The following is a 26,031-nucleotide window of genomic DNA, read 5'->3' on the forward strand; positions in this document are numbered from 1 at the left end:
GAAATTTTGGCGTAGCCGAACGGGGCAATTCTCGCTATGCTAACGCCTATCTTTCCACCCGAAAATAGAAGGAACACACTATGGAATATCGTATCGAAAAAGACACAATGGGCGAAGTGCAAGTGCCAGCAAACCGTTATTGGGCGGCACAAACGGAACGCTCACGCAACAATTTTAAAATCGGTCCAGAAGCCTCAATGCCAGCGGAAATCATTGAGGCTTTTGCCTATCTGAAAAAAGCGGCGGCATACGCCAACCACGATTTAGGCGTGCTGCCTGCGGAAAAAAGAGATTTGATCGCCCAAGCCTGCGATGAAATTCTTGACCACAAATTAGACGATGAATTTCCGCTTGTGATTTGGCAGACGGGTTCGGGAACGCAATCGAATATGAACCTGAACGAAGTGATTTCAAACCGTGCGCACGTTCTCAACGGCGGAAAATTGGGCGAGAAAAGCATTATCCACCCGAATGATGATGTGAATAAATCCCAATCTTCCAACGACACTTACCCAACCGCAATGCACATCGCGGCATACAAAAAAGTGGTGGAACACACCCTGCCGTGCGTGAAGCGTTTGCAAAAAACCTTAGCGGACAAAGCTGCCGCCTTTACTGATGTGGTGAAAATCGGGCGTACGCACTTAATGGACGCAACCCCGCTCACGCTCGGACAAGAGTTTTCCGCCTATGCGGCTCAACTTTCATTCGGGATCAAAGCCCTTGAAAACACCTTACCGCACCTTGCGGAACTTGCCCTAGGTGGCACGGCGGTGGGAACAGGCTTGAACACGCCAAAAGGCTACGATGTGAAAGTGGCGGATTACATCGCCAAATTCACGGGCTTGCCGTTCGTTACCGCCCAAAACAAATTTGAGGCGTTAGCCACCCACGATGCGATTGTGGAAACCCACGGGGCGTTGAAACAGCTTGCGGTGTCGCTCTACAAAATCGCCAATGATATTCGCCTATTAGCCTCTGGTCCTCGTTCAGGCATCGGCGAGATTTTAATCCCTGAAAACGAACCAGGTTCGTCCATTATGCCAGGCAAAGTGAACCCAACCCAATGCGAAGCCTTAACGATGGTGTGTGCCCAAGTGCTAGGCAACGACACCACTATTTCTTTCGCTGGCACGCAGGGACATTTCCAACTCAACGTGTTCAAGCCTGTAATGGCGGCGAACTTCTTGCAATCCGCACAATTATTAGGCGATGCGTGCGTATCCTTTGACGAGCATTGTGCGGTGGGTATCGAACCAAACTTCCCACGCATCAAGCAACAGCTCGATCAGTCGTTAATGTTGGTTACTGCATTAAACACCCACATCGGCTACGACAACGCCGCCAAAATCGCCAAAACCGCCCACAAAAACGGCACAACCCTTAAAGAAGAAGCAATCAACCTCGGCTTACTCACCGCCGAGCAATTCGATGAATGGGTACGCCCAGAGGATATGGTGGGGAGTTTGAAATAACAATTTACAAGCGGTGGGATTGGCGAAAATTTTTGATAATCTGACCGCTTGTTTTGGGACGCGAAAATCGTGTCCTTGCGTAGGGACCCTCGCTGGCGTCCTGTAACGTGAAATTGACGAAACCCTTAACGTAAAATGGCGGGGGATCACTTCTGAAAATTTATGCAAATTATCCCCCTCGCCACTTTCAAAATCGGGGAAATTTTAGTATCTTTCTGCTTTCGCAAAATTTGTGAAAATCCAACCGCTTTCCACTTCTATTTACCCATAAGGATTTAAAAATGGCGATCAAAAGAGTAGCTGAACTCATTCGTGAAAACGAAATTAAATTTGTGATGTTGAAATTTACCGACATCAAGGGCAAAGAGCACGGCGTGTCGTTGCCTGTGAGCCTGATTGAAGATGATTTGGAAGATCTTTTTGAAGAGGGCAAGATGTTTGACGGCTCGTCTGTTGAGGGCTGGCGTGCGATTAACAAAGCCGATATGTTGTTAATGCCAATCCCTGAAACCGCCGCCGTTGATCCCTTCGCTCGTATTCCTACCCTGACCCTTCGTTGTAGCATCTATGATCCAAACACAATGCAAAGCTACGACCGTGATCCTCGCTCAATCGCCATTCGTGCGGAAAATTACCTCAAATCCACAGGCATTGCCGACAGCGTGCTATTCGGGCCAGAGCCAGAATTTTTCTTATTTGACGATGTGCGTTTCAGCACCGAAATGAACAATGTGTCGTACAAAATTGACGATCAAGAAGCCGCTTGGAACACCAACCGCAAATATGAAGACGGCAATAACGCTTACCGTCCACTTAAAAAAGGCGGTTACTGTGCGGTAGCCCCGTTGGATTCCGCCCACGATATTCGTTCTGAAATGTGCTTAATTTTGGAAGAAATGGGCTTAGTGATCGAAGCCCACCACCACGAAGTAGCGACCGCAGGGCAAAACGAAATCGCGACCCGTTTCAACACCTTAACTTTGAAAGCGGATGAAACCCAAATCTACAAATATGTGGTGCAAAATGTGGCGGTCGAACACGGCAAAACCGCCTGCTTTATGCCAAAACCATTCGCAGGCGACAACGGCTCGGGAATGCACTGTAATATGTCGTTAAGCAAAGACGGCAAAAACGTGTTTATGGGCGACAAATACGCAGGCTTGTCGGAAACCGCCCTCTACTATATCGGCGGTATCATCAAACACGCCAAAGCCCTCAATGCGTTCACCAACCCAAGCACCAACTCATACAAACGCTTAGTACCTGGGTTTGAAGCCCCAGTATTACTCGCTTACTCGGCAAGTAACCGCTCGGCATCAATCCGTATCCCTGCGGTAACCAGCCCGAAAGCGACCCGTGTTGAAGCGCGTTTCCCAGATCCATTGGCGAACCCATACCTCGCATTTGCCGCCCTGTTAATGGCGGGCTTAGACGGCGTGATCAATAAAATCCACCCTGGCGATGCAATGGATAAAAACCTCTACGACCTACCGCCAGAAGAGTTGAAAGATATTCCAGCGGTGGCAAGCTCGCTCGGCGAAGCCCTCGATGCCCTCGAAGCCGATTACGACTTCCTCACCAAAGGTGGCGTATTCAGCAAAGAGTTCATTGACGCTTACATCGGCATCAAACGCAAAGAAGTCGAACGCCTCAATATGACCCCACACCCAGTGGAATTTGAGATGTATTACGCTTAATCACAGGCAAAAACAAAGGCGACCATTTGGTCGCCTTATATTTAGAATGATTTGCTGACATCAAAGAAAATTTGGTTCTTATCGTAAGAGTAGATTGGAATGTTGCTATCTACCTTAGAATAACTAAACGTAATTTTCGGGGTAAAACCAGCGAAATGTAACTCTTTATGCCACAGCGAAAGTGATGCCGAGTATTCGGTATTTTTCTGCTTTTTACCAAAGAAAGAGGCTTCTTTGTAGTTACGTTTTGCCACGCCCAAGGTGGTGGACGTTGAAAGCCCTAACGGCCATTCTTGCCCCCAAGTTAAACGTGTGCCAACACGATCATAAGCATTGGTTTTATCTTTCGCATTTTTAGTAGAAAGATCTAACGCCAACGACCAATACTGGGTGCTGCTTGGGAAATACATTATCGAATTCGTCAAAGCGTGGCTGATACCCTCATACTGTTTATTAACCGCACGATTATATTTATCAAAGCCAAAGTTATAGTAGAACGAATATCTTACCCCTTGCGTAAGCCAATAATTCGCCGATAAACTCGCCCCGTAAGTATCGTTATACTGTTTGAGTGCCTTGCTTGCATTCAAACCGCCCGCATACCAACGTTTTTGCACATAAGGGGTAAATTGAATGTTTTTGCGAGCATCAGAATAACCCAAGCCCAAACCTAAATGAGCATTCACATCATTGTAGCTTTTGTTATCCCAATAGTATTTACTGGAAAGGCTTGTTTCAAAGTTAAGATATTTACCGCCAGATAAGCCCCAACGCTTATCCGCCCCCACCCAAGCAGAGATTCCCTGCCCTGATTGACGCGGGGTGTTGTAGGTTACCGTTGCCCCATTTGGCAAGGTAGCTGTTGTGCCTTGTTTGGCTGAGTTGGCGAGGTTTTTATCATTTAAGAAAGTTGAACCAAATGAGAAATTCCAATCTTCTTTACGATCGATTGCCTCAATAAAGTTATCAAACACTTTCACATCGCCCTCACTCACCCCATTTGAAGCTCTTAAACGCTCAAACTGCCCTTTGGCGGCTTCAAATTCTTGGTTATAGAATAGGGTTTCAGCAAGTTGGAAACGAATATAATCGTTATTCGGGAATTTGGAACTTAATGTACGATAAGCTGCCACAGATTCATTTAAATTCTTCTCTCTTAATAAAATCGCTTCGCCCCATTCAATTAAAGATAAATCGGCAGTTGGCACTTGTTGATAAAGTTGAATATAGGTGGGTAAAACGTTTTTATTCGGCGAAATAAGAGATTGAACAAATAATTTTTCCAGAATTTCTGGATTTTCACGCAATTCTTTGCCAGTAAAACGAGCCACTTGGGGCTGATCTGCCTCGCTCTTTTCAACAGACATTGTTTGCGTTCTTAATGAATGTTCTTGCACTTCTTTTTCGGTAACCAATGAAGAAGTGTTTACATCCGTTTGTGAGGGATCTCGCCCCACATTATTATTTTCATTTGCCCCTGCATAGGAAGCAAAATAAGAAAAAATAAATAAGGATAACAGGGATTTTTTCATAGAATAATTTGTCTAATAGGGATTTTTATTGATTCCTAATAAAACAGTCCACCAGAGGTGGACTGTTAAATTAAAAACATTCAATCAAAGAATTAAATTAGTTTTTGATTGCAGAGTTAGTATCAAGTTGGTCAGTACTTTCGCCAAGACCTGGTTCAACTGGTTTTGGTGCAGCAGGTTTAGCTGCTGGAGTAGCTGGAGTAACTGCTGGTGCTACTGGTTTTGGAGCAACGTAGTTATATTCCGCGTTTTGTACTTTAGCACCAAATACCGCACCCCAAGTTTGAGCTTCGTTATTTTTACCTTTTAACGCACCACCTAACTCTTGAGCTTTGTTACCAAAGAGGTTCGCATCAAGTGTACCATCTTTATTTACGTTGTTTGCACCTAAGTCAGTACGGGTTGCATCACCTTTAATGCTACCATCGTTTTCTAACTTACCAGCAAATGTTGCTAACTGGTTAGTTTTTAAAGTTTTACCAGTAGAAACACCTGTGTTCCATACATCGTAAAGGTTACCAGTTACGTCTTTGGTTTTAAGATCGATGTTTGCAGCAACGTGTGTACCAGAAACAAGAGCTTGGCTGTAACCAATCGCATTCGGGATACCTGCACCGCTGTTAAACTCGTGGTTTAAACCATAAGTAACGGCGTGACCTTGATATTGTAAACTACCCGCTGGAGTTTTGTTCGCACCACCAGTTGCATACACATTTGCAAGCTCAGAAGCTAAGTTTTCACGGTATTTGGTATCATCAACACCACGATAGAAGTAGTGGTTTTCTGTACCAGCTTTACCATAGCTACCGTAATCAACAACTTTAGTACCGTTTACAAGATCTTTACCATCTTTGTAACCATTTTCTAATGCGTTTTTAGTTACGCCATCTAAGTTAGTAGTTACACGACCGTATTGAACGCGAGTAAGTTGTCCATCTTCATAAGCACGCGTATTTTGTTTAGTATCTTTTAAAGTAGTAAATGGTGCGTTGTTGATTGCGACATTACCAGTTTTATCGCCTGCACCAGTTTCTGAGTTACCAGCAACGAAAGTTCTATGACCGTAAACTTCGGTTACACTCGCTTCGCCTTTTTCGTTTTTACCTGCTAACACAGCATCAGTGCGTCTGCTGAATTGAGCTTCTTCTTCAACAGCACTTTTACCTGCATAAGGGGTATAGTTTCTACGACCGTCTTGATAAACGTACGCTAAACCTTCTTTTTTACCCATATCAGCCATTTTAGTATCTTGACCAGCTGGGGTGCGAGGTGCACGAACATCGCCGTTCTTAGTTCCTTTCTCATCTTTATAGATGTGAGCTAAGGTGTAAGTACCAGTTTTGTTTGAAGTGTTACCACGGAAATCGTAGTCTTCAACATAGGCTTGTTTTTGACCAGTGATATACTGACCTTTTGCATCAACAGGGATAGCTACAACAACAGTGTCAAGGCTTGGATCAAGTTGAACTTCCATTGCTGCTACTTTTGATGATTGGTGATTGTTTTTGATGTTACCTTTAGCACTTACACTCAAGTTTGATGCATTTTTTTGAACGAATTTATGACCAACTTCTTCAACCGCTTTTACTTGAGCTTCTTTAGCTGCTGCAGCTGCTGCCGCTTTTTCAGCCGCTGCTTTTTCTGCTGCAGTTTTCGCTGCTGCTTCTGCCGCCGCTTTATCCGCTGCTGCTTTCGCCGCTGCCGCTTGTTGTGCAGCTGCTTGCTGTTGTTTTGCAGCAGAGTTATCGCTGCTACCGCCACCAGATGAACACGCTGCTAATACAGCTGAACATACTAATGTTAAACTAAATTTAACTAATTGATTTTTATTCATAATGAATAACCTTTGATCAAAAATAAAAGAGTTTTACACTCAAAATTACGCAGTAAAAAATTACTGCCCCTTTTGTATACAAAAGGCACTTGCCTTTCGGTGCGTATTTATACCAAAACGCCCAAAAAACGCAAAGCAAAGTAAGGTAAGGTAAGGTAAGGTAAGGTAAGGTAAGGTAAGGTAAGGTAAATTTATGTAAATTTATTTCATTTTTAGCCGTTTATACAGCTTTTAGAACAAAAAACAATCAAACTTATTAAAAAGGACTGCGGTTGTGTTACGATTTTGGCGATTAGTTCCCCTCATATATAGAGGGGAATTTTTGCCTCTATAAAGGGTAAACGCAATCACACTTTCTTGCTATGTAAAATTGTATAAGAAAATTCTGCTATTTTGTTTTAGAATAACGCCATTTTTTGATTATCCATAAAAATTAGGAATTACAATGCGTACAAGTCAATATCTTCTTTCAACTCTCAAAGAAACCCCAAACGATGCCCAAGTGGTGAGCCATCAGTTAATGTTGCGTGCGGGAATGATCCGCCCCCTTGCCTCTGGGCTTTACACTTGGTTGCCGACAGGGTTACGCGTGTTGAAGAAAGTGGAAAATATCATTCGTGAAGAGATGAACAAAAGCGGGGCGATTGAGGTGGAAATGCCGGTGGTGCAACCTGCGGATTTGTGGGTGGAATCAGGGCGTTGGGACGACTACGGCCCTGAATTGTTGCGTTTTAATGACCGTGGCGACCGTCCGTTCGTACTCGGCCCGACCCACGAGGAAGTGATTACCGACCTCGTTCGCCGTGAAGTGAGTTCTTACAAACAGCTTCCGCTCAATCTCTACCAAATTCAAGCCAAATTCCGTGATGAGGTTCGTCCTCGTTTTGGCGTAATGCGTGGGCGTGAGTTTTTGATGAAAGACGCTTACTCGTTCCATACCACCCACGAGAGCTTACAGGAAACCTACGATGTAATGCACCAAACCTACTGCAACATTTTTAACCGTTTGGGCTTAGATTTCCGCCCCGTGCAGGCGGACACTGGCTCAATCGGGGGCAGTGCCTCTCACGAGTTCCAAGTATTGGCACAAAGTGGCGAGGACGATATCGTGTTCTCAACGGAATCTGACTACGCCGCCAACATTGAGCTTGCCGAAGCGGTGGCAGTGGGCGAACGCCAAGCCCCAACCAAAGCAATGGAATTGGTTGACACCCCAAATGCGAAAACCATTGCCGAATTGGTCGAACAGTTCAATCTGCCGATTGAGAAAACCGTCAAAACCTTGATCGTGAAAGGTTCAGACGAAAACCAACCGCTTGTTGCCCTCGTAATTCGTGGCGACCACGAACTCAACGAAGTGAAAGCCCAAAAACTCGCCGAAGTTGCCGAGCCGTTGGAATTTGCTGACGAAGCGGAAATCAAAGCCAAAATCGGGGCGGGCGTTGGCTCACTCGGACCAGTCAATATGCCGATCCCTGTGATTATCGACCGTTCCGTTGCCCTAATGAGCGACTTCGGTGCAGGGGCGAACATTGACGGCAAACACTACTTCAACATCAACTGGGAACGTGATGTGGCAATGCCAAAAGTGGCGGATTTGCGTAACGTGGTCGAGGGCGACCCAAGCCCAGACGGTAAAGGCACGTTGCAAATCAAACGCGGTATCGAAGTGGGGCATATTTTCCAACTCGGCACCAAATACTCAGAAGCGATGAAAGCCACCGTGCAAGGCGAAGACGGCAGACCGCAAACGATGATTATGGGCTGCTACGGCATCGGCGTAACCCGTGTGGTAGCGGCGGCGATTGAGCAGAATTTTGACGAGCGAGGCATCAAATGGTCGGACTCGATTGCCCCATTCACGGTGGCGATTGTGCCGATGAATATGCACAAATCGGAAAAAGTGCAGGTGTTCGCCGAAGATCTCTATAAAATCCTCAAAGCCCAAAATGTCGATGTGATTTTTGACGACCGCAAAGAACGCCCAGGTGTGATGTTCGCTGATATGGAATTGATCGGCGTTCCACACACGATTGTGATCGGCGAGAAAAACCTCGACAACGGCGAAATCGAATACAAAAACCGCCGCACCGGCGAAAAACAGATGATCGCCAAAGATCAGTTGCTCGATTTCATCAAATCACAACTCAACCCATAATCAAAAAACTGGCTAGGAAAACCTAGCCAGTTTTTGTTTCAAGGGGTGGGATTTTGCGAAATTTTGCAAAATCATACCGCTTGTTAAGCAAAATTATTCAACATCTTCACCACAATGGTGGACGATTTTTCCGCCGCAAGCGGTAAAAATTCATCAAAAGAAAGGTGGGATTCCTTATCCGCCACATCGGAAATCGCACGCACTACCACGAACGGCACGCCGAAAGCATGGCAGACCTGAGCGATTGACGCCGCTTCCATTTCTACCGCCGCCACCGTTGGGAAATCTTGACGGATTTTCGCAATCATTTCCGCCCCGTTCACAAACAGATCGCCACTACAAATCAAGCCCGACACCGCATTAAAGCCCGCTTTTTCGGTCTCTTTGCGAGCCAATTCCGCCAGTTGAGCATCCGCCACTAACGCAGGTGGATTGGCAGGCAATTGCCCTTTTTCATAGCCGAACGCGGTAACATCGACATCGTGGTGGCGAACTTCGGTGGAAATTACAATATCCCCCACGTTCAAGTTCGGATCTAAGCCCCCCGCCGATCCCGTGTTGATCACCAAATCAGGGCGACTTTGCTGCAATAACAACGTTGTGCCAACCGCCGCCGCCGTTTTGCCAATGCCCGACTGCAACAACGCCACATCAACGGTATCAATCTTCCCTTCATAAATTTTGCAACCCGCCATTTCCGTGATCTTCGGCTCTGCCATATAGTTTTTCAAAATTTCCACTTCTTGTGCCATCGCACCAATAATCGCAATTTTCATTGTCTTTTCCTTTTACGCAAAAATGGGGGGATTGTAGCAGAAGCTAAGATAAAATCGAAATAAATGGCGGATATAAATCCGCCACAATTTTTCCGAAATCCTACCGCTTGTTAGCGTGCCAACGCCATCGCCAACAATGTAATCGGGTGGAGGCAAGTGTGGTTGGTGGACATATCGATCTGCCATTTGCAAGTTTCACATTCGGAAACTACATAGTCAAAACCGCCTTCGTTGATGTGGTCGAACAGGGTTTTGCCGATCGCTTGTGAGACTTCGTAGTTTTCCGCTTTGAAGCCGTAAGTGCCAGCGATTCCGCAACATTGAGACGGCAATTTGACGATTTCCAGCTCGGGAATTTGGCGTAACACGTCCAAGGTGTATGGCGCCCAGCCTGCTTTTTCCACGTGGCAAGCAGTGTGATACGCCACTCGCAACGGCAGAGGTTTAAGCGGTAGTTTTCTGCCATTTTTTTGCAACTGGTAGAGGTAACGCGTGACGATGTTGATGTGCGGTTTGACCTTGGCGTTATCCATTCCCAAAACGTGATGATATTCCTCTCGCAAATTCATCGTACAGCTTGACGATGTGCCGACCACGTCCAGCCCTTGCTCCACGGTGTTGCCGAGTTGGGCGAGGTTGAAGGTCGCTTGCGATTTGGCACGCTCTGGAAAGCCGTTCACCATTAACGGCAAGCCACAACATTTCTCTTTTTCGAGCAAGACCACGCCAATATCAAGGGCGTTGAACACATCGATCAGCTCTTTGCCCAGTTGCGGATTGTTGTAGTTCACATAGCAACCGTGGTAGTAGGCAATTTTTTCCGCATAGCGAGCTTGGCGATCCGCCTGTTTTTTCTGATACCAGTTGCGGAACGATCCGAACGAATACTTCGGCAGGGTGCGATGTTGACTCACTTTCAGTGTTTTTTCGAGCAGGAAACGGGTCGCTTTCAAGCCCGTGATGGTGTTCACAATCGGGGCGAACGGGGTGTTGATTTTGCCCATAATGTCGGTGTTACTCAGCACCGCATCACGCAGTTTGTGCATTAACGGCTTGTTTTGACGGTCGAGGTGTTTGTTTCTCGCTCGCACGATAATATCGCCGATCTTCACATCAGACGGGCAAGCGATTTCACACCGTTTGCAGTTGGTGCAGTATTTCAAAGCTTCATCATAGAGATCCGCCGTTTTGAGGCGTAGCCGTTCGCCGTCTGGCCCTGCTTGTTTCGGGCCGGGGTAGAACGGATTTTGGCGAGAAACAGGGCAAACGGCGGTGCAAGCGGTGCATTTAATGCAACTTTCAAAACTTTCATCAAAATGGCTATGCACCACGGGGGCAGCCGCCGTTTGTTGTGCTTGTGCGATCAGTTGTTGAATATTCATTGCGTCCCCCTAATTTTTCTGTCCGATCTGTTCGGCGACGAACAGGGCGGTAACCACCGCCACGCCCGAACCGCAACCGAGTTCGAGGCTGTTAAAACCGCCAATCACATTGCCGATGGCGTAAAGATTTGACACGATCTGACCGCTTGTTGCCGTTTGGCAACGCTCGTTAATCGCTACCCCTGCTGATTGGTAAGGTTGCGGCTGGCTAAAACGCTCGGTCGTCCACGACAAGCGGTCGGTTGCGGCGAAATTTTTGCAAGGGGCAATATCCACCCCGAAAACAGGTTCGTAAATCCGATCAAAATCGGCGATCAAACCGTTGCTGAAAAAACTGCCCGAAGCCAATACGAAATCTTGGGCGGAAATCGCTTCCTCTTGGTGCAGTTGCGTATAAATTCTCGCCACTCTTCCGCCCTCAAATTCGGCTCGCACGGATCGGTCGCCGTTCATCATCAAACCGCCCAATTTCTCAAAGCGGTGGCGAAGTTGTTTGTGCTGACGAATGCCGAGCAGAGAGGGCGGTAAGGTCGGCAATTCAAACAACGCCAAACCTGTCGCCTGTTTCAAACTGTTGAAAAATTGTTGATCGTCCAAGCCAAAACAAGCAGGCAAAAAGACCGCTTCCGCCTCGCCACTCGCCTGTTGGATCTCTCGCACCAAATCGGCGAACGAGAGCTTGTGTTCCAACACTTGGGCGATATTCACGCTACGAAATTCGCGAGCGTTTTGGCGTAAATAATCCAGCTCGGGAATGTTGAGGTAGGCAGTCGAAAATTGGCAATGGGCGAACGCCGATTGCTGTTTGAGGTTGTCCGCCAGCAGTTGCGGTTGGAAATCGTGGTAGCCCTCAATCCCTAACACGGCAATTTTGCGGTGCGGAAACGCCTCGCCCCTCGCCACCGTTGGCACGCTGTCGGGCGAAAGCCAAGTCGAACGCAAACCGCCCAAGGGGGTAACGCGATAATGATTGTGTTCCGTTGTGCCGTGCAAAGCGAGGTTGAGGGATTTCGCCAAGGCGTGAAATTGCTCGGCGAGTGCGAGGGTTTTCTCTTTACCAATCAAGCAGTAAGGGTGATTTGGCAACTGTTGATAAAGTGCCGTGAAATTTTGTGCAAAAGAGTGGATTTTCCGACCGCTTGCAAGCTGCCCGAGCAGATCCATTGAGCCAGACGAAAAATCAATCGCCGCCTGTCCGTTGTTGATAATCGCACATTTTTTGCCTTGTTGTTGCAGGGCGATTCCGCAGGTCAAGCCTGCCAAGCCACCGCCGATAATCACTACATCAAAATTCATTGTTATTCACCCCTTGTGCCTCGCTCGCTTGCACATCGTTCAAGCCGAGTAAGCTGTAATAAATCCAGCTAGTAAATTCTGCCTCACGCATCGCATCGCCCCACGCAATCGGCTGAATGCCCCGCCAACGCTCTTCCATAAAGGACGCAAGCTGGGTGGTGGATTGTTGCGGTGTCGCCACTTCAAAGCGAGCCATTAGCCCTGCGGCTCGGCAGGCACATAATTCCGCTTGGCACGTTCCCATTCCGACCCTTGTACGGCGGCGTAAATCGACCAAATTATTCACGTTTAATTCGTCCACCGCATAACGCACTTCGCCAGCAGTAACCGCCTCACATTCGCACACGAGGGAACGATCTAACCGCTCGCTATCGAGTAATCGGCTGGCTCGCGAACCGTGCCGATACACGGCGGAAATGCGGATCGGGTTCGGCAGGGAAATGGTTTTGCGGTGGGTTTCTTCGGCGGTTTCGTTTGACCCAGGTAATGGACGCTCGGCGGTGGTACAGCGGTCAGTTTTGCCTAATTTTTTGCAAACGAGATCGGTCGCCCATTCCGCCATTAAACGGTAGGTCATCAATTTGCCGCCTGTGATCGTGATAAAGCCCTCTAAGCCGTCTCGCGCTTGATGATCGAGCAACACAATGCCACGGCTGACATTCCGCCCAGAGGGATCATTATCCGCCGCCACCAACGGTCGCACCCCAGCGTAAGCACGCAAAACCCTTGTGTGGCGTAGGCTCGGGGCAAGTTTCTCGCCCTCTCGGAACAGAATATCCACCTCTTCGGGGGTAACTTCCATATTGTCGATTTGATCGTAAGGAATACGGCTGGAAGTCGTGCCGATTACGCAAATGGTATCGCCTGGCACGAGAATATCCGCATCGGCAGGCTTGCGGCAACGGTTGATCACAAGGTTGTTGATTCGATGTCCCATAATCAGCAACGCCCCTTTGGCAGGGAACATTTTGATGCTCAAATCCGCATATTCGGCGATCCCCTGCCCCCAAATGCCCCCTGCGTTCACCACCACGGGGGCGAAAAATTGGCGTTCGACCCGATTTTTGTGATCGTAAACTTTGGTGCCGATCACCTTTCCGCCCTCGCGGATCAAGTCGATTACTTCGCAATAGGTAAAAATTTTCGCCCCGTTTTCGGTCGCATCGAGCATATTGGCAGCGGTCAGGCGGAAGGGGTCAATCGTACCGTCTGGCACAACCACCGCCCCCACCAATTCAGGATTGACGGACGGCTCTAACACCTTGGCGAGATCAGGCTCAATCGCCACCGCCTCAATGCCCGAAGCGGTGCAACTGTCGATAAAGGTTTTTTGATAATTCAGATCATCTTCGGGCAAGGTAATAAACAGCCCTTTGGAATCCTCAATGCAGTGGCGAGCGATCCGCTTTAAAATCATATTTTCTTCAATGCACTCGCGTGCCGATTCCTGATCGTTCACGGCATATCTCGCCCCACTGTGCAACAAGCCGTGATTCCGCCCCGTTGCCCCCGTGGCAATATCTCGCCGTTCCAACAACACACACTGCAAGCCCCGCAAGGCACAATCCCGTGCAATGCCCGCCCCCGTCGCCCCACCGCCGATAATAATCACATCGGTCGAAATCGGCGAAAAATCGGCAACATTGCGATAAAGTTGAGCTGAAATGTTCATCGTCCGCCCCACAAAAAATAAATGTTCAAAAGCAAATAAAATTTGCAGACATTGTAAGCAAATGAGCGTTTTAGAACAACAAAATGAGCGAAAAAGAAATCAAAACTGTGAAAGAGATCACGTTTTTGGGCGGATAGGAAAGAAGAAAAGGAATACAAGGGGTGGGATTTTGGAAAATTTTTGTGATCGTGATCGACTAATTGAAATCGCAATCAGACCGCAGCCATTTTTTCAGATAAAGTAGCCCAAAATTCAAAGGGGGAAATGATGAAAAAATGGCGTTTTTTATGGCTAATCCTACCGCTTGTGAGCCAAACGGTTTGGGGCAAAGCCCCTGATTTAATGCTGTTGGGGCAGTTTCAAAATCAAGAGGTAAGCGGTTGGGTGATGAGCGAAAAACTGGACGGTGTGCGAGGTTTTTGGGACGGTTCGCAGTTAATCAGTCGGCAGGGCAATCCCCTCGCACCGCCCGACTATTTCATCAAGGATTTTCCGCCCTTTGCGATTGACGGAGAGCTGTTTAGTGAGCGAGGCAAATTCGAGGAAATTGCCGCCACCGTGCGTTCGGCAAGCCCGAAAGGGTGGTATAAATTGAAGCTCTATGTGTTTGATGTGCCAAATGCCGAGGGGGATTTGTTCGCTCGGCTGGGCGTGCTACGCCAATATCTCGCCCAACGCCCTTCGCCCTACATTGAGATCATTGAGCAGATTCCGATTGAAAGCCGTTCGCACCTCGATCAATTCTTTCAACACATTCAGCAACAAGGGGGCGAGGGCGTGGTGGTGCGAAACCCCAATTCCCCTTATATTCACGGCAGATCGGCACAAATCGTGAAACTTAAAGCAGTTTTCGATGAAGAATGTACGGTGGTGGCTCATCATCAAGGCAGGGGCAAAAATGCTAATCGGCTGGGGGCGATTACCTGCGAAAATCAGCGGGGGCGGTTTCGGATCGGCTCGGGTTTTAGCGATCAGCAACGCGAAAATCCACCACCGATAGGCTCGCTAATTACCTACAAATATCGAGGGCTAACCCAATCGGGCAAACCACGTTTTGCGACTTTTTACCGTATTCGAGCGGATCAAAATGGGTCAGAAAAGCAACCTTAGCCCTCGCAAGCGGTCAGATTTTGGCAAATTTTAACCGCTTGCAAGGCTGCCTTTTCTAAAATGTGATCTGGCTCACAAAATTATTACCGCATTTTGGTTTGGTTGCTGTTATCATAGGCACACTTTTCATTTTATTCAAAAGAGGAAATTTTTATGAGCCAACTCGATTTATTGCGTGAGATGACTGTGGTCGTTGCCGACACCGGCGATATTGATGCGATCAAAGCCTATCAACCAGAAGATGCAACGACTAATCCGTCTTTAATTTTAAGTGCTTCGGCATTGCCACAATATGCCCCGTTAATTGACGAAGCGGTGGCTTACGCCAAAGCGCAAAGCAACGACAAAGCCCAGCAGTTAGTTGATGCGGAAGATAAATTGGCGGTGAATATCGGTTTGGAAATTTTGAAAGTGGTGAAAGGACGCATTTCAACCGAAGTGGACGCTCGCTACTCTTACGACACTGAAAAAACGATTGCGAAAGCACGCAAATTGATCGCCCTTTACAATCAAGCGGGCATCAGCAACGACCGCATTTTGATCAAAATCGCCTCAACTTGGCAAGGGATCAAAGCCGCCGAAGTGCTAGAAAAAGAGGGGATCAACTGTAACTTAACCCTACTGTTCTCACAAGCCCAAGCCCGTGCTTGTGCCGAAGCAGGCGTTTACTTAATCTCGCCATTTGTGGGGCGTATCCTCGACTGGTACAAAGCCAACAGCGACAAAAAAGAGTACGCCCCAGCGGAAGATCCAGGTGTGATTTCGGTTACCTCAATCTACAACTACTACAAAGAACACGGCTACAACACCGTGGTAATGGGGGCAAGTTTCCGTAACGTGGGCGAAATTACCGAATTGGCAGGCTGCGACCGCTTAACCATCGCCCCACCACTTTTGAAAGAGCTACAAGAAAGCAACGCACCGCTTGTGCGTAAACTGGCGTTCAACGGCGAAATCAAAGCTCGCCCAGCCCCATTAACGGAAGCGGAATTCTACTGGCAGCACAACCAAGACCCAATGGCAGTGGAAAAATTAGCGGAAGGTATCCGCAAATTTGCGATTGACCAAGAGAAATTGGAAGCGATGTTATCCGCAAAATTATAATTTATATCCTGTTAAAAACCCCGCAACTGCGGGGTTTTATTTTGCCTTTACAAGGGGTGGGATTTTGATAAATTTTGCATTTTGCCCCCTTGCCCCATAAAAAAACGCCCTCTTTCGAGGGCGTTGTTTGTTTCCGTTAGGCTTATTTCGCTTGTGCTTTTTTCACAAGGATTACTGATAAGCTGAACGCGACGATAAAGGAAATTGCCATACCTACGCTGTACATTGCGAGGCTTTCAGGTTTGATTGATGGGATTCCTAAGAAACCTGCGGCACCGAGGGCGATCGCTTTTACGTTGAAGAATGCGATGAATGCACTTGATAAACCTGCACCGATCATCGCTGCGATGAATGGTTGGCGGTAGCGTAAGTTCACGCCGAACATTGCTGGCTCCGTGATACCGAGTAATGCAGAGATACCAGACGGTACAGCTAAGCCACGCACTTTGGCGTCTTTCATTGCGAACGCCACGCCTAAACACGCCGCACCTTGTGCGATATTAGACATTGCCGCGATTGGGAAGATGAATGTACCGCCCGTGTTCGCCACTTCCGCCAATAATTGGGTTTCTACCGCAATAAAGGTTTGGTGCATACCTGTGATAACGATTGGGGCGTAGAATGTACCGAAAATCGCACCGCCCACGAAACCTAAGGTGTCGTATAACCACGTTAAGCCTGCACTAATCAATGAACCCGCTTCACGACCGAATGGACCGATCACCGTAAACGCTAAGAAACCTGCGATAAAGAGTGAGAATAACGGGGTGATTAAGTTGTCGAGGTAAGACGGCACAACCTTGCGGAATGATTTTTCTAAGGTTGCCAACACCCAAGCGGAAACGAGGGTTGGGATTACTGTGCCTTGATAGCCCACTTTCTCAATTTCTAAGCCAAGCACGTTCCAGTATTGGATCTTACCGCTTGCAAGGGTTAAGGCGTAGTTCCAGCCGTCTGCCAAGGCAGGGTGAACCAACAACATACCCAACGCAGCCCCTAAATATGGGTTTCCGCCGAATTTACGGGTGGCTGAGAAACCGAGTAAAACAGGCAAGAACACGAATGGTGCGTTGGCGAATGTGTTCATTAAATCGACTAAATCCGCAATGCCTGGATACATATCGATCACATTCATTCCTTCCACAAAGAAGCCTTTTGCGGTCAGCATTGAGTGAATACCCATTAACAAACCGCCCGCCACGATTGCAGGAATGATCGGCACGAAAATATCCGCCAAGCCTTTTACCAAGCGTTGCAAGATGTTTTGGTTTTCAGCCCCTGCGGCAGCGACTTCGGCGGTACTCATATCGCCCAAGCCGAGTAATTTATTCATTTCCGCATAAACGGTGTTCACCGTGCCTGACCCGAAAATGATTTGATATTGACCTGCGGTTGAGAATTGACCTTTCACGCCGTCAATGTTCTCAATGCCCTCTTTGTCGATTTTCGCTTGATCCTTTACGGTTAAACGTAAGCGGGTTGCACAGTGTGCAAGGGTTGCGATGTTGTCTTTCCCGCCAAGTTTTTCAATCACTTGTTGGGCGATTTTTGGAAAATCCATAAGTACCACCTTCAAAAATAAACAAAATAAAAACGTTTGCATTTTAACTAAAACGTTTTAGCTAAAAAAGCAAATTTTGCTAAAACATTTTAGTTTTGTAACCTAGATCACATTTTTAGCAAATTTAGCACGGATTTTTGTCAAGATTTTGGGAAATTTGAGCAAAACCCACTCAACAAGCGGTGAGATTGTGGTAAATTTTCCTCAAAAAAATTAAGGACACCCAAAGGTGTCCTTAACTCAATCTGCTGTTAAACTTTTTCAGACGGGTTCGCCTGTTCTTCGCTTTCGTCTTCCAAAATATCCGCCGCTTCTTCATTGAGGGCTTCCGCATATTGTTGCGGTTGCACCAACGGTTTTGGGGTGAAGTATTTGCGGGTGGTTTCGGCGGAAACGCCGTGTAGCAACTCTTCGTTGAGGCGTTCTTGGTCTAAGGCTCGCACCTGTTCGATCACTTCGTTCGCTTCCACTTCGTCCACGCCTAACCGCACCAAAGTCGCTTTACTCAGCACCAACGCCGATTCAAAGGTTTCTCGAATTTGGAAATCCACATTCAATTTTTTCAGCTCAACGGCGGTGCGGCGGTCGTAGGCTCGGGCGAAAATCGGCACGAGCGGAAACTCACTTTTGATCTGTTCCACAATCGCTTTGCTGTGGGCTTCGTTGTTAATGCCGAGAATAATACAATTTGCGTTTTCCAGACCGCTTGCACGCAGCACGTCAATCCGTGAGCCGTCGCCATAGTAAACCTTAAAGCCGAACGTGGCGGCGGCACGGATACGGTCGGTGTTGTTGTCGATCACAGTAACTTCCACCCCACGGGCGAGCAAGGCTTGGCAGACAATTTGATTAAAACGCCCGAAGCCGATCACCACCACTTTATTAGCGAGATCTTCATCTTCGGCAAATTCAATGCCACTCAAATTGGTTTCATCGGCTTTGGCGGTTTTACGGCTGACGATTTTTTGAATCACAATCAGCACCAACGGCGAGAGCAACATCGACACAATCACCGCCGCCGTGAAAGTCGCTTGCATATTAGCGGTCAGCACCCCAGCGGTCGCCGCAGCCGAGAACAGTACGAACGCAAATTCACCACCGTGGGACATAATCGCCATTCGCATAATGGATTCACGGTGAGACAAGCGGGTGGTTAAGCCCACCAAATAAATGCCCAGCCCCTTGCCGAATACATAAATCGCCACAATCGAGAGCAACAACAGCCAGTCGTTGATCACAAGGTTGAGGTCGAGGGACATTCCCACCCCCATAAAGAACAAGCCGAGTAACAAGCCACGGAAGGGTTCGATATCCGCTTCAAGTTGGTGGCGGAACGAGGATTCCGACAACATCACCCCAGCCACGAACGCCCCCATCGCCATTGAAAGTCCGCTCAATTCCATTAGCAACGCCGCCCCCAGCACCACCAACAGGGCGGCGGCGGTCATCATTTCACGCACTTTTGCCTTAGAAATGGCACGGAACAGCGGATTCATCAACCATTTGCCTGCCGCCACCAAAATCAACACGCCGATCAAGCCCGAGCCAATCGCCGCCCAGTTGGTTGTTTTTTCCGCTTCCACTTGCTCAGGGGCAAGAAAAGCAATTGACGCTAATAATGGCACAATCGCCAAATCTTCAAATAAGAGAGTGGACACAATCCGCTGCCCTTTCGGGGTGGAACTCACGCCCCGATCTTCCAGCACCTGCATTACAATCGCCGTGGAAGAAAGAGTGAAGCCCATTCCTGCGATAAACGCCACCTCTTTCGGTAATTTCAAAAGATAAATCCCTGCAAAAGTGAGCAACGCCCCACAGCTCGCCACCTGCAAAAAACCTCGCCCGAAAATCGCTTTTCGCATTGACCACAGCAATTCAGGTCGCATTTCCAAGCCGATAATAAACAGGAACATCACCACGCCCAATTCGGCGATATGCACAATCGCTTTCGGATCTTGAAACAGCCCCAACGCCGAAGGCCCAAGCACACAGCCCGCCACCAAATAGCCCAGCACACTGCCCAGCCCAATTCGTTTAAATAACGGCACAATGGTAATGCTCGCAATCAGCAACACCACCACTTTGCCCAGTTCGGTACTTGCCAAACTTGCTAGATGTTGAAAATCCATTGCCATAATGACTTCCTCAAAACACTGCCTAAAAAATAAAAAAAACGTGGATATTCTAGCAATTTGAACGAATTTTGGGATCGTTCCAGCCATTTTTTCAGGATTATTTCATTCTAGTAAACAGTCTATTTCACGTTAAGGTGCTGATCTTTTGATTTTTACCGCTATAATGGCAACCGTTTTTTACGAATTTTTAACAAAGGAAAGCAAATTATGAATTCTCTTATTGAAAAATTAAGTCCATTTGTGTTGTTACTCGCCCGTGTGGTTTCAGGTTATATGTTCCTTTTACACGGCACGTCAAAATTCTTCGAGTTCCCAATGTCAATGACAGGCGGTAACGGTAGCGTTGAATTATTCTCAATCTACGGCGTGGGTGGAATCATCGAAATCGTGGGCGGATTGTTCATTATTTTGGGCTTATTTACCCGTCCAACGGCGTTCTTGCTTGCGGGTCAAATGGCATATGCTTACTTCTTTATGCACGCCAAAGCGGAAAACCTTTTCCTACCATTATTGAACGGTGGCGAATTGGCGATTATGTACTGTATGATGTTCCTCGTTTTCATCATTACAGGGGCGGGCAAATTCTCACTCGATAACAAACTTTTCGGCACAAAATAGTCGAACAAGCGGTAAGTTTTTAAGAAATTTAAGGGGCATTTGCCCCTTTTTTATTATCTGTTGTCCGCTTTCCTTTTCCCCCGATTTTCGGTATCCTTTCGCCACTTTTTTCCGATTGAAAATCTTATTTTGAGCAAACGCAGACTGACCCAAAACCAACAACGCCGTATCCATTCCAATCATCACAAAAAAATCAGCAAAGCCGATTTTGAGTGGCAAGATGAGATGTTGGGCGAGGTGCAACAAGGGGTAGTGGTTACTCGCCACGCCAAACACGCCGATGTGGAAACCGCAAGCGGTGAGATTTTTCGTTGCAATCTTCGCCGAACCCTGAAAAATGTGGTGGTGGGCGATCTGGTGTCGTGGCGATTGGGCAGTGAGCAGTTGCAGGGGATCAGCGGTGTGATTGAGGCGATTCACCCTCGCCAAAACGAGCTGACCCGCCCCGATTATTATGACGGGATCAAGGTAATGGCGGCGAATATCGACCAGATTATTATTGTGTCGGCGGTCATTCCGCAACTTTCCCTCAACATTATCGACCGCTATTTAGTGATTTGCGAAACGGCGAACATTCCTGCTTTAATCGTGCTGAATAAAATCGACTTGCTCAATCAAGCCGAACGTGCCGAAGTGGAAAAACAGCTCGAAATCTATCGCAAAATTGGCTATCAAACCCTCTGCCTATCCGCCGACACGGGCGAAAATATGGACGCATTACACCGCTATTTGGCACAAGGCACGTCCATTTTCGTGGGGCAATCGGGGGTGGGAAAATCCAGCCTGATCAACCAACTGTTGCCAGAAGTAAACGCCCTCACGGGGGCGGTGAGCGACACCTCAGGGCTGGGGCAACACACCACCACCGCCTCTCGCCTCTATCATCTGCCACAAGGAGGCAATTTGATTGATTCCCCAGGCATTCGTGAATTTGGCTTGTGGCATTTAGAACCCGAGCAAATTACCCTTGGCTACCGTGAATTTGCCGATTTTCTCGGCACTTGCAAATTCCGTGATTGCAAGCACAAAGACGATCCGCAATGTGCCATTCGTGAAGCGGTTGAGGCTGGCAAAATAGACCCAACCCGCTTTGAAAACTACCACCGTTTAATTGAAAGCCGTCAAGAAAGTAAAAGCCAACGGCATTTCCGCACCCTCGATATTTAAGATGAAGATTTGGCAAACTCGCTCGTGGCTAACGTGGCTACTTTCCCCGTTCTCACTGCTGTTTTGGCTGATTAGCCAAGGCAGAAAATGGCTCTATCGCCAAAATTTTCTCAAATCCTACCGCTCGCCCGTGCCTGTTTTGATTGTCGGCAACATTTCCGTGGGTGGCAACGGCAAAACCCCTGTGGTGGTGTGGTTGGTGGAACAACTGCAACAGCGTGGGGTAAAGGTTGGCGTGATTTCCCGTGGCTATGGCGGAAAAAGTAAAGATTTTCCGCAGCTCGTTACCGCCCAAAGTTCGGCGGAAATGGTGGGCGATGAACCTGTTTTGATCGTGCAACGTACGGGCGTACCGCTCGCCATTTCCCCCAACCGCCAACAGAGTATTGAACTGCTGTTACAGCAGTTTGAGCTGGATTTAATCATCAGCGATGACGGCTTGCAACACTACGCCCTGCAACGAGATTTTGAATGGGTGGTGGTGGACGGCGAACGCCGTTTTGGCAACGGTTTTGTGCTACCTGCGGGGGGATTGCGTGAACTGCCGAGCCGTTTGAACTCGGTGCAAGCGGTGATTTGCAACGGAATTTCCGCCCAAGCGGGCGAATATCAAATGAGCCTTGAACCACAACAGGCGATCAACCTCAAAACCGCCGAACGCTTGCTTCTCTCGGCGTTTCAACAGCAGCCAAATATGGCAATCGCAGGGATCGGGCATCCGCCCCGTTTCTTCAAAATGTTGCAATCCCTCAACATTCCTCTTAAAAATGCGGTGGGCTTTGCCGATCATCAGCCTTTCAATGAAACACAACTTAGCGAATTGGCGGACGAAAACACCCCGTTATTGATGACCGAAAAAGACGCGGTAAAATGCCGAGCGTTCGCTCACGAAAATTGGTGGTATCTGCCCGTTTCCGCCCAATTTTCAGCGGAAGATACCGCTTGCTTGCTCGATCCAATCTTACAAAAATTAGGAAAATAGAATGAATGAAAAATTAGTCGCCCTGCTCGCCTGCCCGCTTTCCAACGGCAAATTAGAATGGGATAAAACCCATAATCGCTTAATCAGCCCGCAAGCCAAAGTGGCGTATCCGATTGTAAACGGTATTCCCGTGCTACTGCCCGAACAGGCTCAACCATTAGACGGGGCGGAACAGAATGCAAATTAGTCCGCTACTCGAAAACCTGATCGAAAGCCTGCGAGTGTTACCAGGGGTCGGGCCGAAATCCGCCCAACGAATGGCGTATCATCTGCTGCAACGCAACCGCAAAGGGGGCTTGAACCTCGCCAAAGCGTTGCACGATTCCCTTACGCATATCGGGCATTGCCAATCTTGCCGCACCTTTACCGAGCAAGAGCATTGCAACATCTGCCAAAATCCACGCCGCCAAATGAGCGGACAGCTCTGCGTAGTCGAAATGCCCGCCGATATTCAAGCGGTGGAACAAACAGGGCAATTTGCAGGGCGTTATTTTGTGTTAATGGGGCATTTATCGCCGATTGACGGCATCGGGCCCCGTGAAATCGGCTTAGATTTATTGCAAAGCCGTTTAGAGGAAGAGTCGTTCCACGAAGTGATTATCGCCACCAACCCGACCATTGAGGGCGACGCCACCGCCAACTACATCGCCGAAATGTGCCTCGCCCACAATATCAAAGTAACCCGCATCGCCCACGGAATGCCCGCAGGAAGTGATTTGGAAACGGTGGACAGCACCACCCTTTCCCATTCCCTCTCGGGGCGGCGAGAGATTACCCTCAGCTAAAAAGGAAAATAAAATGACCACTTACGCCGTAAAACTCAAAGCCAAAAGCGAAATGTCGCCTCACCCAACCGCCCAATACTGGCGGAAATGCGAAGTCGAAGCATTATTTGAAATGCCATTTTTAGACTTAGTGTTTAAAGCGGCGGAAGTGCATCGCCAACATTTCAACCCGCAACAAATTCAGCTCTCAACCCTGCTTTCAATTAAAACAGGCGGTTGTCCCGAAGATTGTGAGTATTGTCCGCAGTCCGCTCGCTACGACACAGGTTTAGAAAAGCAAGCAATGCTCGACATCAGCGAAATTGTCGAAAAAGCGAAAATTGCCAAACAGCGAGGGGCAAGCCGTTTTTGTATGGGGGCGGCGTGGCGTGGGCCAAAGCCAAAAGATATTGCGGTCGTCAGTGAAATCATCAAAGCGGTGAAAGCCTTAGGGCTAGAAACCTGTGGTACATTCGGCTTGCTTGAAGACGGAATGGCGGAAGATTTGAAACAGGCAGGTTTAGATTACTACAATCACAACCTCGACACCGCCCCTGAGCATTACCACAAAGTGATCCACACCCGCCAACACGAAGATCGAATGGACACCCTCGGCAAAGTTCGCCACGCAGGGCTAAAAGTCTGCTGTGGGGGAATCGTAGGAATGAACGAAACACGCCCCGAGCGAGCAGGCTTAATCGCCAGCCTTGCCAACCTCGACCCTCAACCTGAAAGCGTACCGATTAACCAACTGGTGAAAGTGGAAGGCACACCACTTGCCGATGCAGAACCTCTTGATTGGACAGAGTTTGTCCGCACCATTGCGGTGGCTCGAATCACAATGCCAAACAGCTATGTGCGACTTTCCGCAGGTCGCCACGAGATGCCCGAAGCAATGCAAGCCTTATGTTTTATGGCAGGGGCGAACTCAATTTTCTACGGCGAGAAATTACTCACCACCGACAACCCCGAGCAAGATCACGACCGCTTGCTAATGCAAAAACTCGATCTCACCCCCTTACCCCTCAATTAACCCTACAAGGGGTGGGATTTTGGGAAATTTCACAAAATCCTACCCCTTGTATCAAGCAATTTCCCCGAATTTCGGCTACAATAGTTGCCATTTTTGACAGTCAAATTGAGAAACAATGAAAGCATCTATTATCAGTAAATTAGAAAGTTTGAGCGAACGCCACGAGGAACTACAAGCCTTGTTGGGCGATGCCTCGGTGATTAACGATCAAGAAAAATTCCGTGCCTATTCCAAAGAATACGCCCAACTTGAAGAAGTGGTGGGGGCGTTTAACCGTTGGAAAAAGCTCAACAGCGACATTGAAGACGCTCAAATTTTACTCGATGATCCTGATATGAAAGAGATGGCAGCCGAAGAAATTGCCGAAAACAAAGCAGAAATCGAGCAAGTCGAACAGCAGTTACAAATTCTACTCTTACCCAAAGATCCGAACGATGAATACAATGCCTTCCTTGAAATCCGTGCAGGCACGGGGGGCGATGAAGCAGGCATTTTTGCAGGCGATCTCTATCGTATGTACAGCCGTTATTGCGAAAGCAAACGCTGGCGAATTGAGGAACTTTCGGCAAATGAAAGTGAACAAGGGGGCTATAAAGAGATTATCGTCAAGATCAGTGGCGAGGGCGTGTATGGTCAGTTGAAATTTGAATCGGGCGGACACCGTGTGCAACGCGTGCCGAAAACCGAATCACAAGGACGGATTCACACCTCAGCTTGCACCGTGGCGGTAATGCCCGAATTGCCAGAGAGCGAAATGCCTGAAATCAACCCAGCGGATTTACGTATCGACACTTACCGCTCATCAGGGGCGGGCGGTCAGCACGTGAATACCACTGATTCGGCGGTGCGAATTACTCACATTCCAACGGGGATTGTGGTGGAATGCCAAGACGAACGTTCGCAACACAAAAACAAAGCCAAAGCCTTGGCGGTGCTTGCTTCTCGCATTGTGCAAGTTGAGAAAGAGAAACAAGCCCAAGAGCAGGCGGACACTCGCCGCAACTTGCTCGGCTCGGGCGACCGTTCCGACAAAATCCGCACTTACAACTATCCGCAAGGGCGTGTGACCGATCACCGTATCAACCTCACCGTTTACCGCCTCGATGAAGTGATGAACGGCAAAATTGACGAGTTGATCCAACCGATCATCACCGAATATCAAGCGGATCAGTTGGCGGCGCTGTCCGATCAGGGCTAACAAGCGGTCAGATCTCGACGAATTTTTACAAGGAAAGCAGATGAAAAAAAGGTTACTCGCAGGGGGATTTTGCCTTGCGTTGCTAGGCTGTTCAAGCACCAGCAAAGTGGCGGTGAGCCAGTCGGAATTGGTTGGTAACTGGACTTGCACCACCGAATACAAAGATTTGGGTTTTACCACCATTGATAAGTATCAATTTCATGACAACGGCACAATGAAAACGAGCGAAACCATCAACTATATCGCCAATTTTCAGCCGTTATTCAGCTACAAAACCCAAGGGCAAGGCAAATGGCAGCTCAAAAATAACCGCTTGATCTTTCGCTTAACCAAATCAGGACTTCGCCGAGAGAGCATTCGTTCCAACGATCTCCGCCTTGAAGAACGCGTGTCGACAATGCTCCGAGAGCTAGACGGACAATCCGCCACCGTCACCTTTGCCCTCACCCAATTTAGCCCGAACCGTTTTGAGTTCAAACAACTGGTAAAAGAGGGCAATGGCTACGCAGGGCGTTGTGTGCGAGGGAAATAAAAGGA

21 protein-coding genes are annotated in these 26,031 nt (G+C 48.1%); 13 read left to right on the top strand and 8 right to left on the bottom strand.

What is annotated here, in order from left to right; translation table 11 throughout:
- Window positions 1-80 precede the first annotated feature (80 nt).
- Window positions 81-1,475: a class II fumarate hydratase gene (fumC, locus tag B0187_RS08745; RefSeq protein ID WP_078237488.1), complete on the top strand. Its 1,395-nt coding sequence runs from the start codon at window positions 81-83 to the stop codon at window positions 1,473-1,475.
- Window positions 1,476-1,756: 281 nt separating this feature from the next.
- Window positions 1,757-3,172 (top strand): type I glutamate--ammonia ligase, encoded by a 1,416-nt coding sequence (gene glnA / locus B0187_RS08750; RefSeq protein WP_078237489.1) that lies wholly within the window; start codon window positions 1,757-1,759, stop codon window positions 3,170-3,172.
- 41 nt (window positions 3,173-3,213) lie between these two features.
- On the opposite strand, the gene B0187_RS08755 is transcribed toward glnA, so the two are convergent.
- On the bottom strand, window positions 3,214-4,704 hold the full coding sequence (locus B0187_RS08755; protein WP_078237490.1) for a porin family protein: 1,491 nt from the start codon (window positions 4,702-4,704) through the stop codon (window positions 3,214-3,216).
- A 97-nt stretch (window positions 4,705-4,801) separates the two neighbouring features.
- Entirely contained in the window at window positions 4,802-6,538 is a 1,737-nt protein-coding gene (locus B0187_RS08760; RefSeq protein ID WP_078237491.1) for a transferrin-binding protein-like solute binding protein, read from the bottom strand.
- 445 nt (window positions 6,539-6,983) lie between these two features.
- Between B0187_RS08760 and proS the strand changes: the two genes are divergently transcribed.
- Window positions 6,984-8,696, top strand: coding sequence for a proline--tRNA ligase (gene proS, locus B0187_RS08765; protein WP_078237492.1), 1,713 nt, complete (start codon window positions 6,984-6,986; stop codon window positions 8,694-8,696).
- A gap of 83 nt (window positions 8,697-8,779) precedes the next feature.
- Here the strand turns inward: proS and mtnN are convergent, their stop codons facing one another.
- The 4 genes from mtnN to glpA form a co-directional block, all read right to left on the bottom strand.
- Complete coding sequence (gene mtnN / locus B0187_RS08770) at window positions 8,780-9,472, bottom strand: 5'-methylthioadenosine/S-adenosylhomocysteine nucleosidase (protein WP_078237493.1); 693 nt, start codon at window positions 9,470-9,472, stop codon at window positions 8,780-8,782.
- A 110-nt stretch (window positions 9,473-9,582) separates the two neighbouring features.
- Window positions 9,583-10,854, bottom strand: coding sequence for an anaerobic glycerol-3-phosphate dehydrogenase subunit GlpC (glpC, locus tag B0187_RS08775; RefSeq protein WP_078237494.1), 1,272 nt, complete (start codon window positions 10,852-10,854; stop codon window positions 9,583-9,585).
- A 9-nt stretch (window positions 10,855-10,863) separates the two neighbouring features.
- Complete coding sequence (gene glpB / locus B0187_RS08780) at window positions 10,864-12,150, bottom strand: glycerol-3-phosphate dehydrogenase subunit GlpB (RefSeq protein WP_078237495.1); 1,287 nt, start codon at window positions 12,148-12,150, stop codon at window positions 10,864-10,866.
- On the bottom strand, window positions 12,140-13,822 hold the full coding sequence (gene glpA / locus B0187_RS08785; protein ID WP_078237496.1) for an anaerobic glycerol-3-phosphate dehydrogenase subunit A: 1,683 nt from the start codon (window positions 13,820-13,822) through the stop codon (window positions 12,140-12,142). Before glpA ends, glpB begins: the two co-directional genes overlap by 11 nt.
- 267 nt (window positions 13,823-14,089) lie before the next feature.
- Between glpA and B0187_RS08795 the strand changes: the two genes are divergently transcribed.
- Together B0187_RS08795 and tal are read left to right on the top strand one after the other, a co-directional pair.
- Window positions 14,090-14,932, top strand: a complete 843-nt coding sequence (locus B0187_RS08795) for a DNA ligase (protein WP_078237498.1) — start codon at window positions 14,090-14,092, stop codon at window positions 14,930-14,932.
- Window positions 14,933-15,085: 153 nt separating this feature from the next.
- A complete protein-coding gene (gene tal, locus B0187_RS08800; RefSeq protein WP_078237499.1) occupies window positions 15,086-16,036 on the top strand; it encodes a transaldolase in 951 nt (316 codons plus the stop codon).
- 142 nt (window positions 16,037-16,178) lie between these two features.
- On the opposite strand, the gene B0187_RS08805 is transcribed toward tal, so the two are convergent.
- Window positions 16,179-17,597, bottom strand: a complete 1,419-nt coding sequence (locus tag B0187_RS08805) for a sucrose-specific PTS transporter subunit IIBC (protein WP_078237500.1) — start codon at window positions 17,595-17,597, stop codon at window positions 16,179-16,181.
- A gap of 251 nt (window positions 17,598-17,848) precedes the next feature.
- Window positions 17,849-19,732 carry a monovalent cation:proton antiporter-2 (CPA2) family protein gene (locus B0187_RS08810; protein ID WP_078237501.1) on the bottom strand — a complete coding sequence of 628 codons (1,884 nt, stop codon included), beginning with the start codon at window positions 19,730-19,732 and terminating at the stop codon, window positions 17,849-17,851.
- 207 nt (window positions 19,733-19,939) lie between these two features.
- Here B0187_RS08810 and B0187_RS08815 point away from each other — a divergent pair, with 207 nt between their 5' ends.
- The 8 genes from B0187_RS08815 to B0187_RS08850 all read left to right on the top strand — a co-directional run bounded on the left by B0187_RS08815 (window position 19,940) and on the right by B0187_RS08850 (window position 26,026).
- The gene (locus B0187_RS08815) at window positions 19,940-20,350 is read left to right on the top strand and encodes a DoxX family protein (protein ID WP_078237502.1); all 411 of its coding nucleotides are present in this window, start codon (window positions 19,940-19,942) and stop codon (window positions 20,348-20,350) included.
- Between the two features lie 129 nt (window positions 20,351-20,479).
- Window positions 20,480-21,517 carry a small ribosomal subunit biogenesis GTPase RsgA gene (rsgA, locus tag B0187_RS08820; RefSeq protein ID WP_078237530.1) on the top strand — a complete coding sequence of 346 codons (1,038 nt, stop codon included), beginning with the start codon at window positions 20,480-20,482 and terminating at the stop codon, window positions 21,515-21,517.
- Between the two features lies 1 nt (window position 21,518).
- Window positions 21,519-22,499: a tetraacyldisaccharide 4'-kinase gene (lpxK, locus tag B0187_RS08825; protein ID WP_078237503.1), complete on the top strand. Its 981-nt coding sequence runs from the start codon at window positions 21,519-21,521 to the stop codon at window positions 22,497-22,499.
- Window position 22,500: 1 nt separating this feature from the next.
- Window positions 22,501-22,686, top strand: coding sequence for a Trm112 family protein (locus tag B0187_RS08830; protein ID WP_078237504.1), 186 nt, complete (start codon window positions 22,501-22,503; stop codon window positions 22,684-22,686).
- Window positions 22,676-23,284 carry a recombination mediator RecR gene (gene recR, locus B0187_RS08835; protein ID WP_078237505.1) on the top strand — a complete coding sequence of 203 codons (609 nt, stop codon included), beginning with the start codon at window positions 22,676-22,678 and terminating at the stop codon, window positions 23,282-23,284. Before B0187_RS08830 ends, recR begins: the two co-directional genes overlap by 11 nt.
- A gap of 13 nt (window positions 23,285-23,297) precedes the next feature.
- Complete coding sequence (gene bioB, locus B0187_RS08840; RefSeq protein WP_078237506.1) at window positions 23,298-24,296, top strand: biotin synthase BioB; 999 nt, start codon at window positions 23,298-23,300, stop codon at window positions 24,294-24,296.
- A 115-nt stretch (window positions 24,297-24,411) separates the two neighbouring features.
- Window positions 24,412-25,494, top strand: coding sequence for a peptide chain release factor 1 (gene prfA, locus B0187_RS08845; protein WP_078237507.1), 1,083 nt, complete (start codon window positions 24,412-24,414; stop codon window positions 25,492-25,494).
- Between the two features lie 40 nt (window positions 25,495-25,534).
- Window positions 25,535-26,026 (top strand): hypothetical protein, encoded by a 492-nt coding sequence (locus tag B0187_RS08850; protein ID WP_078237508.1) that lies wholly within the window; start codon window positions 25,535-25,537, stop codon window positions 26,024-26,026.
- The last annotated feature ends 5 nt before the right edge of the window (window positions 26,027-26,031 follow it).

Origin of the sequence: Haemophilus paracuniculus (assembly GCF_002015115.1) — a bacterium.
Classification (GTDB): domain Bacteria; phylum Pseudomonadota; class Gammaproteobacteria; order Enterobacterales; family Pasteurellaceae; genus Haemophilus_E; species Haemophilus_E paracuniculus.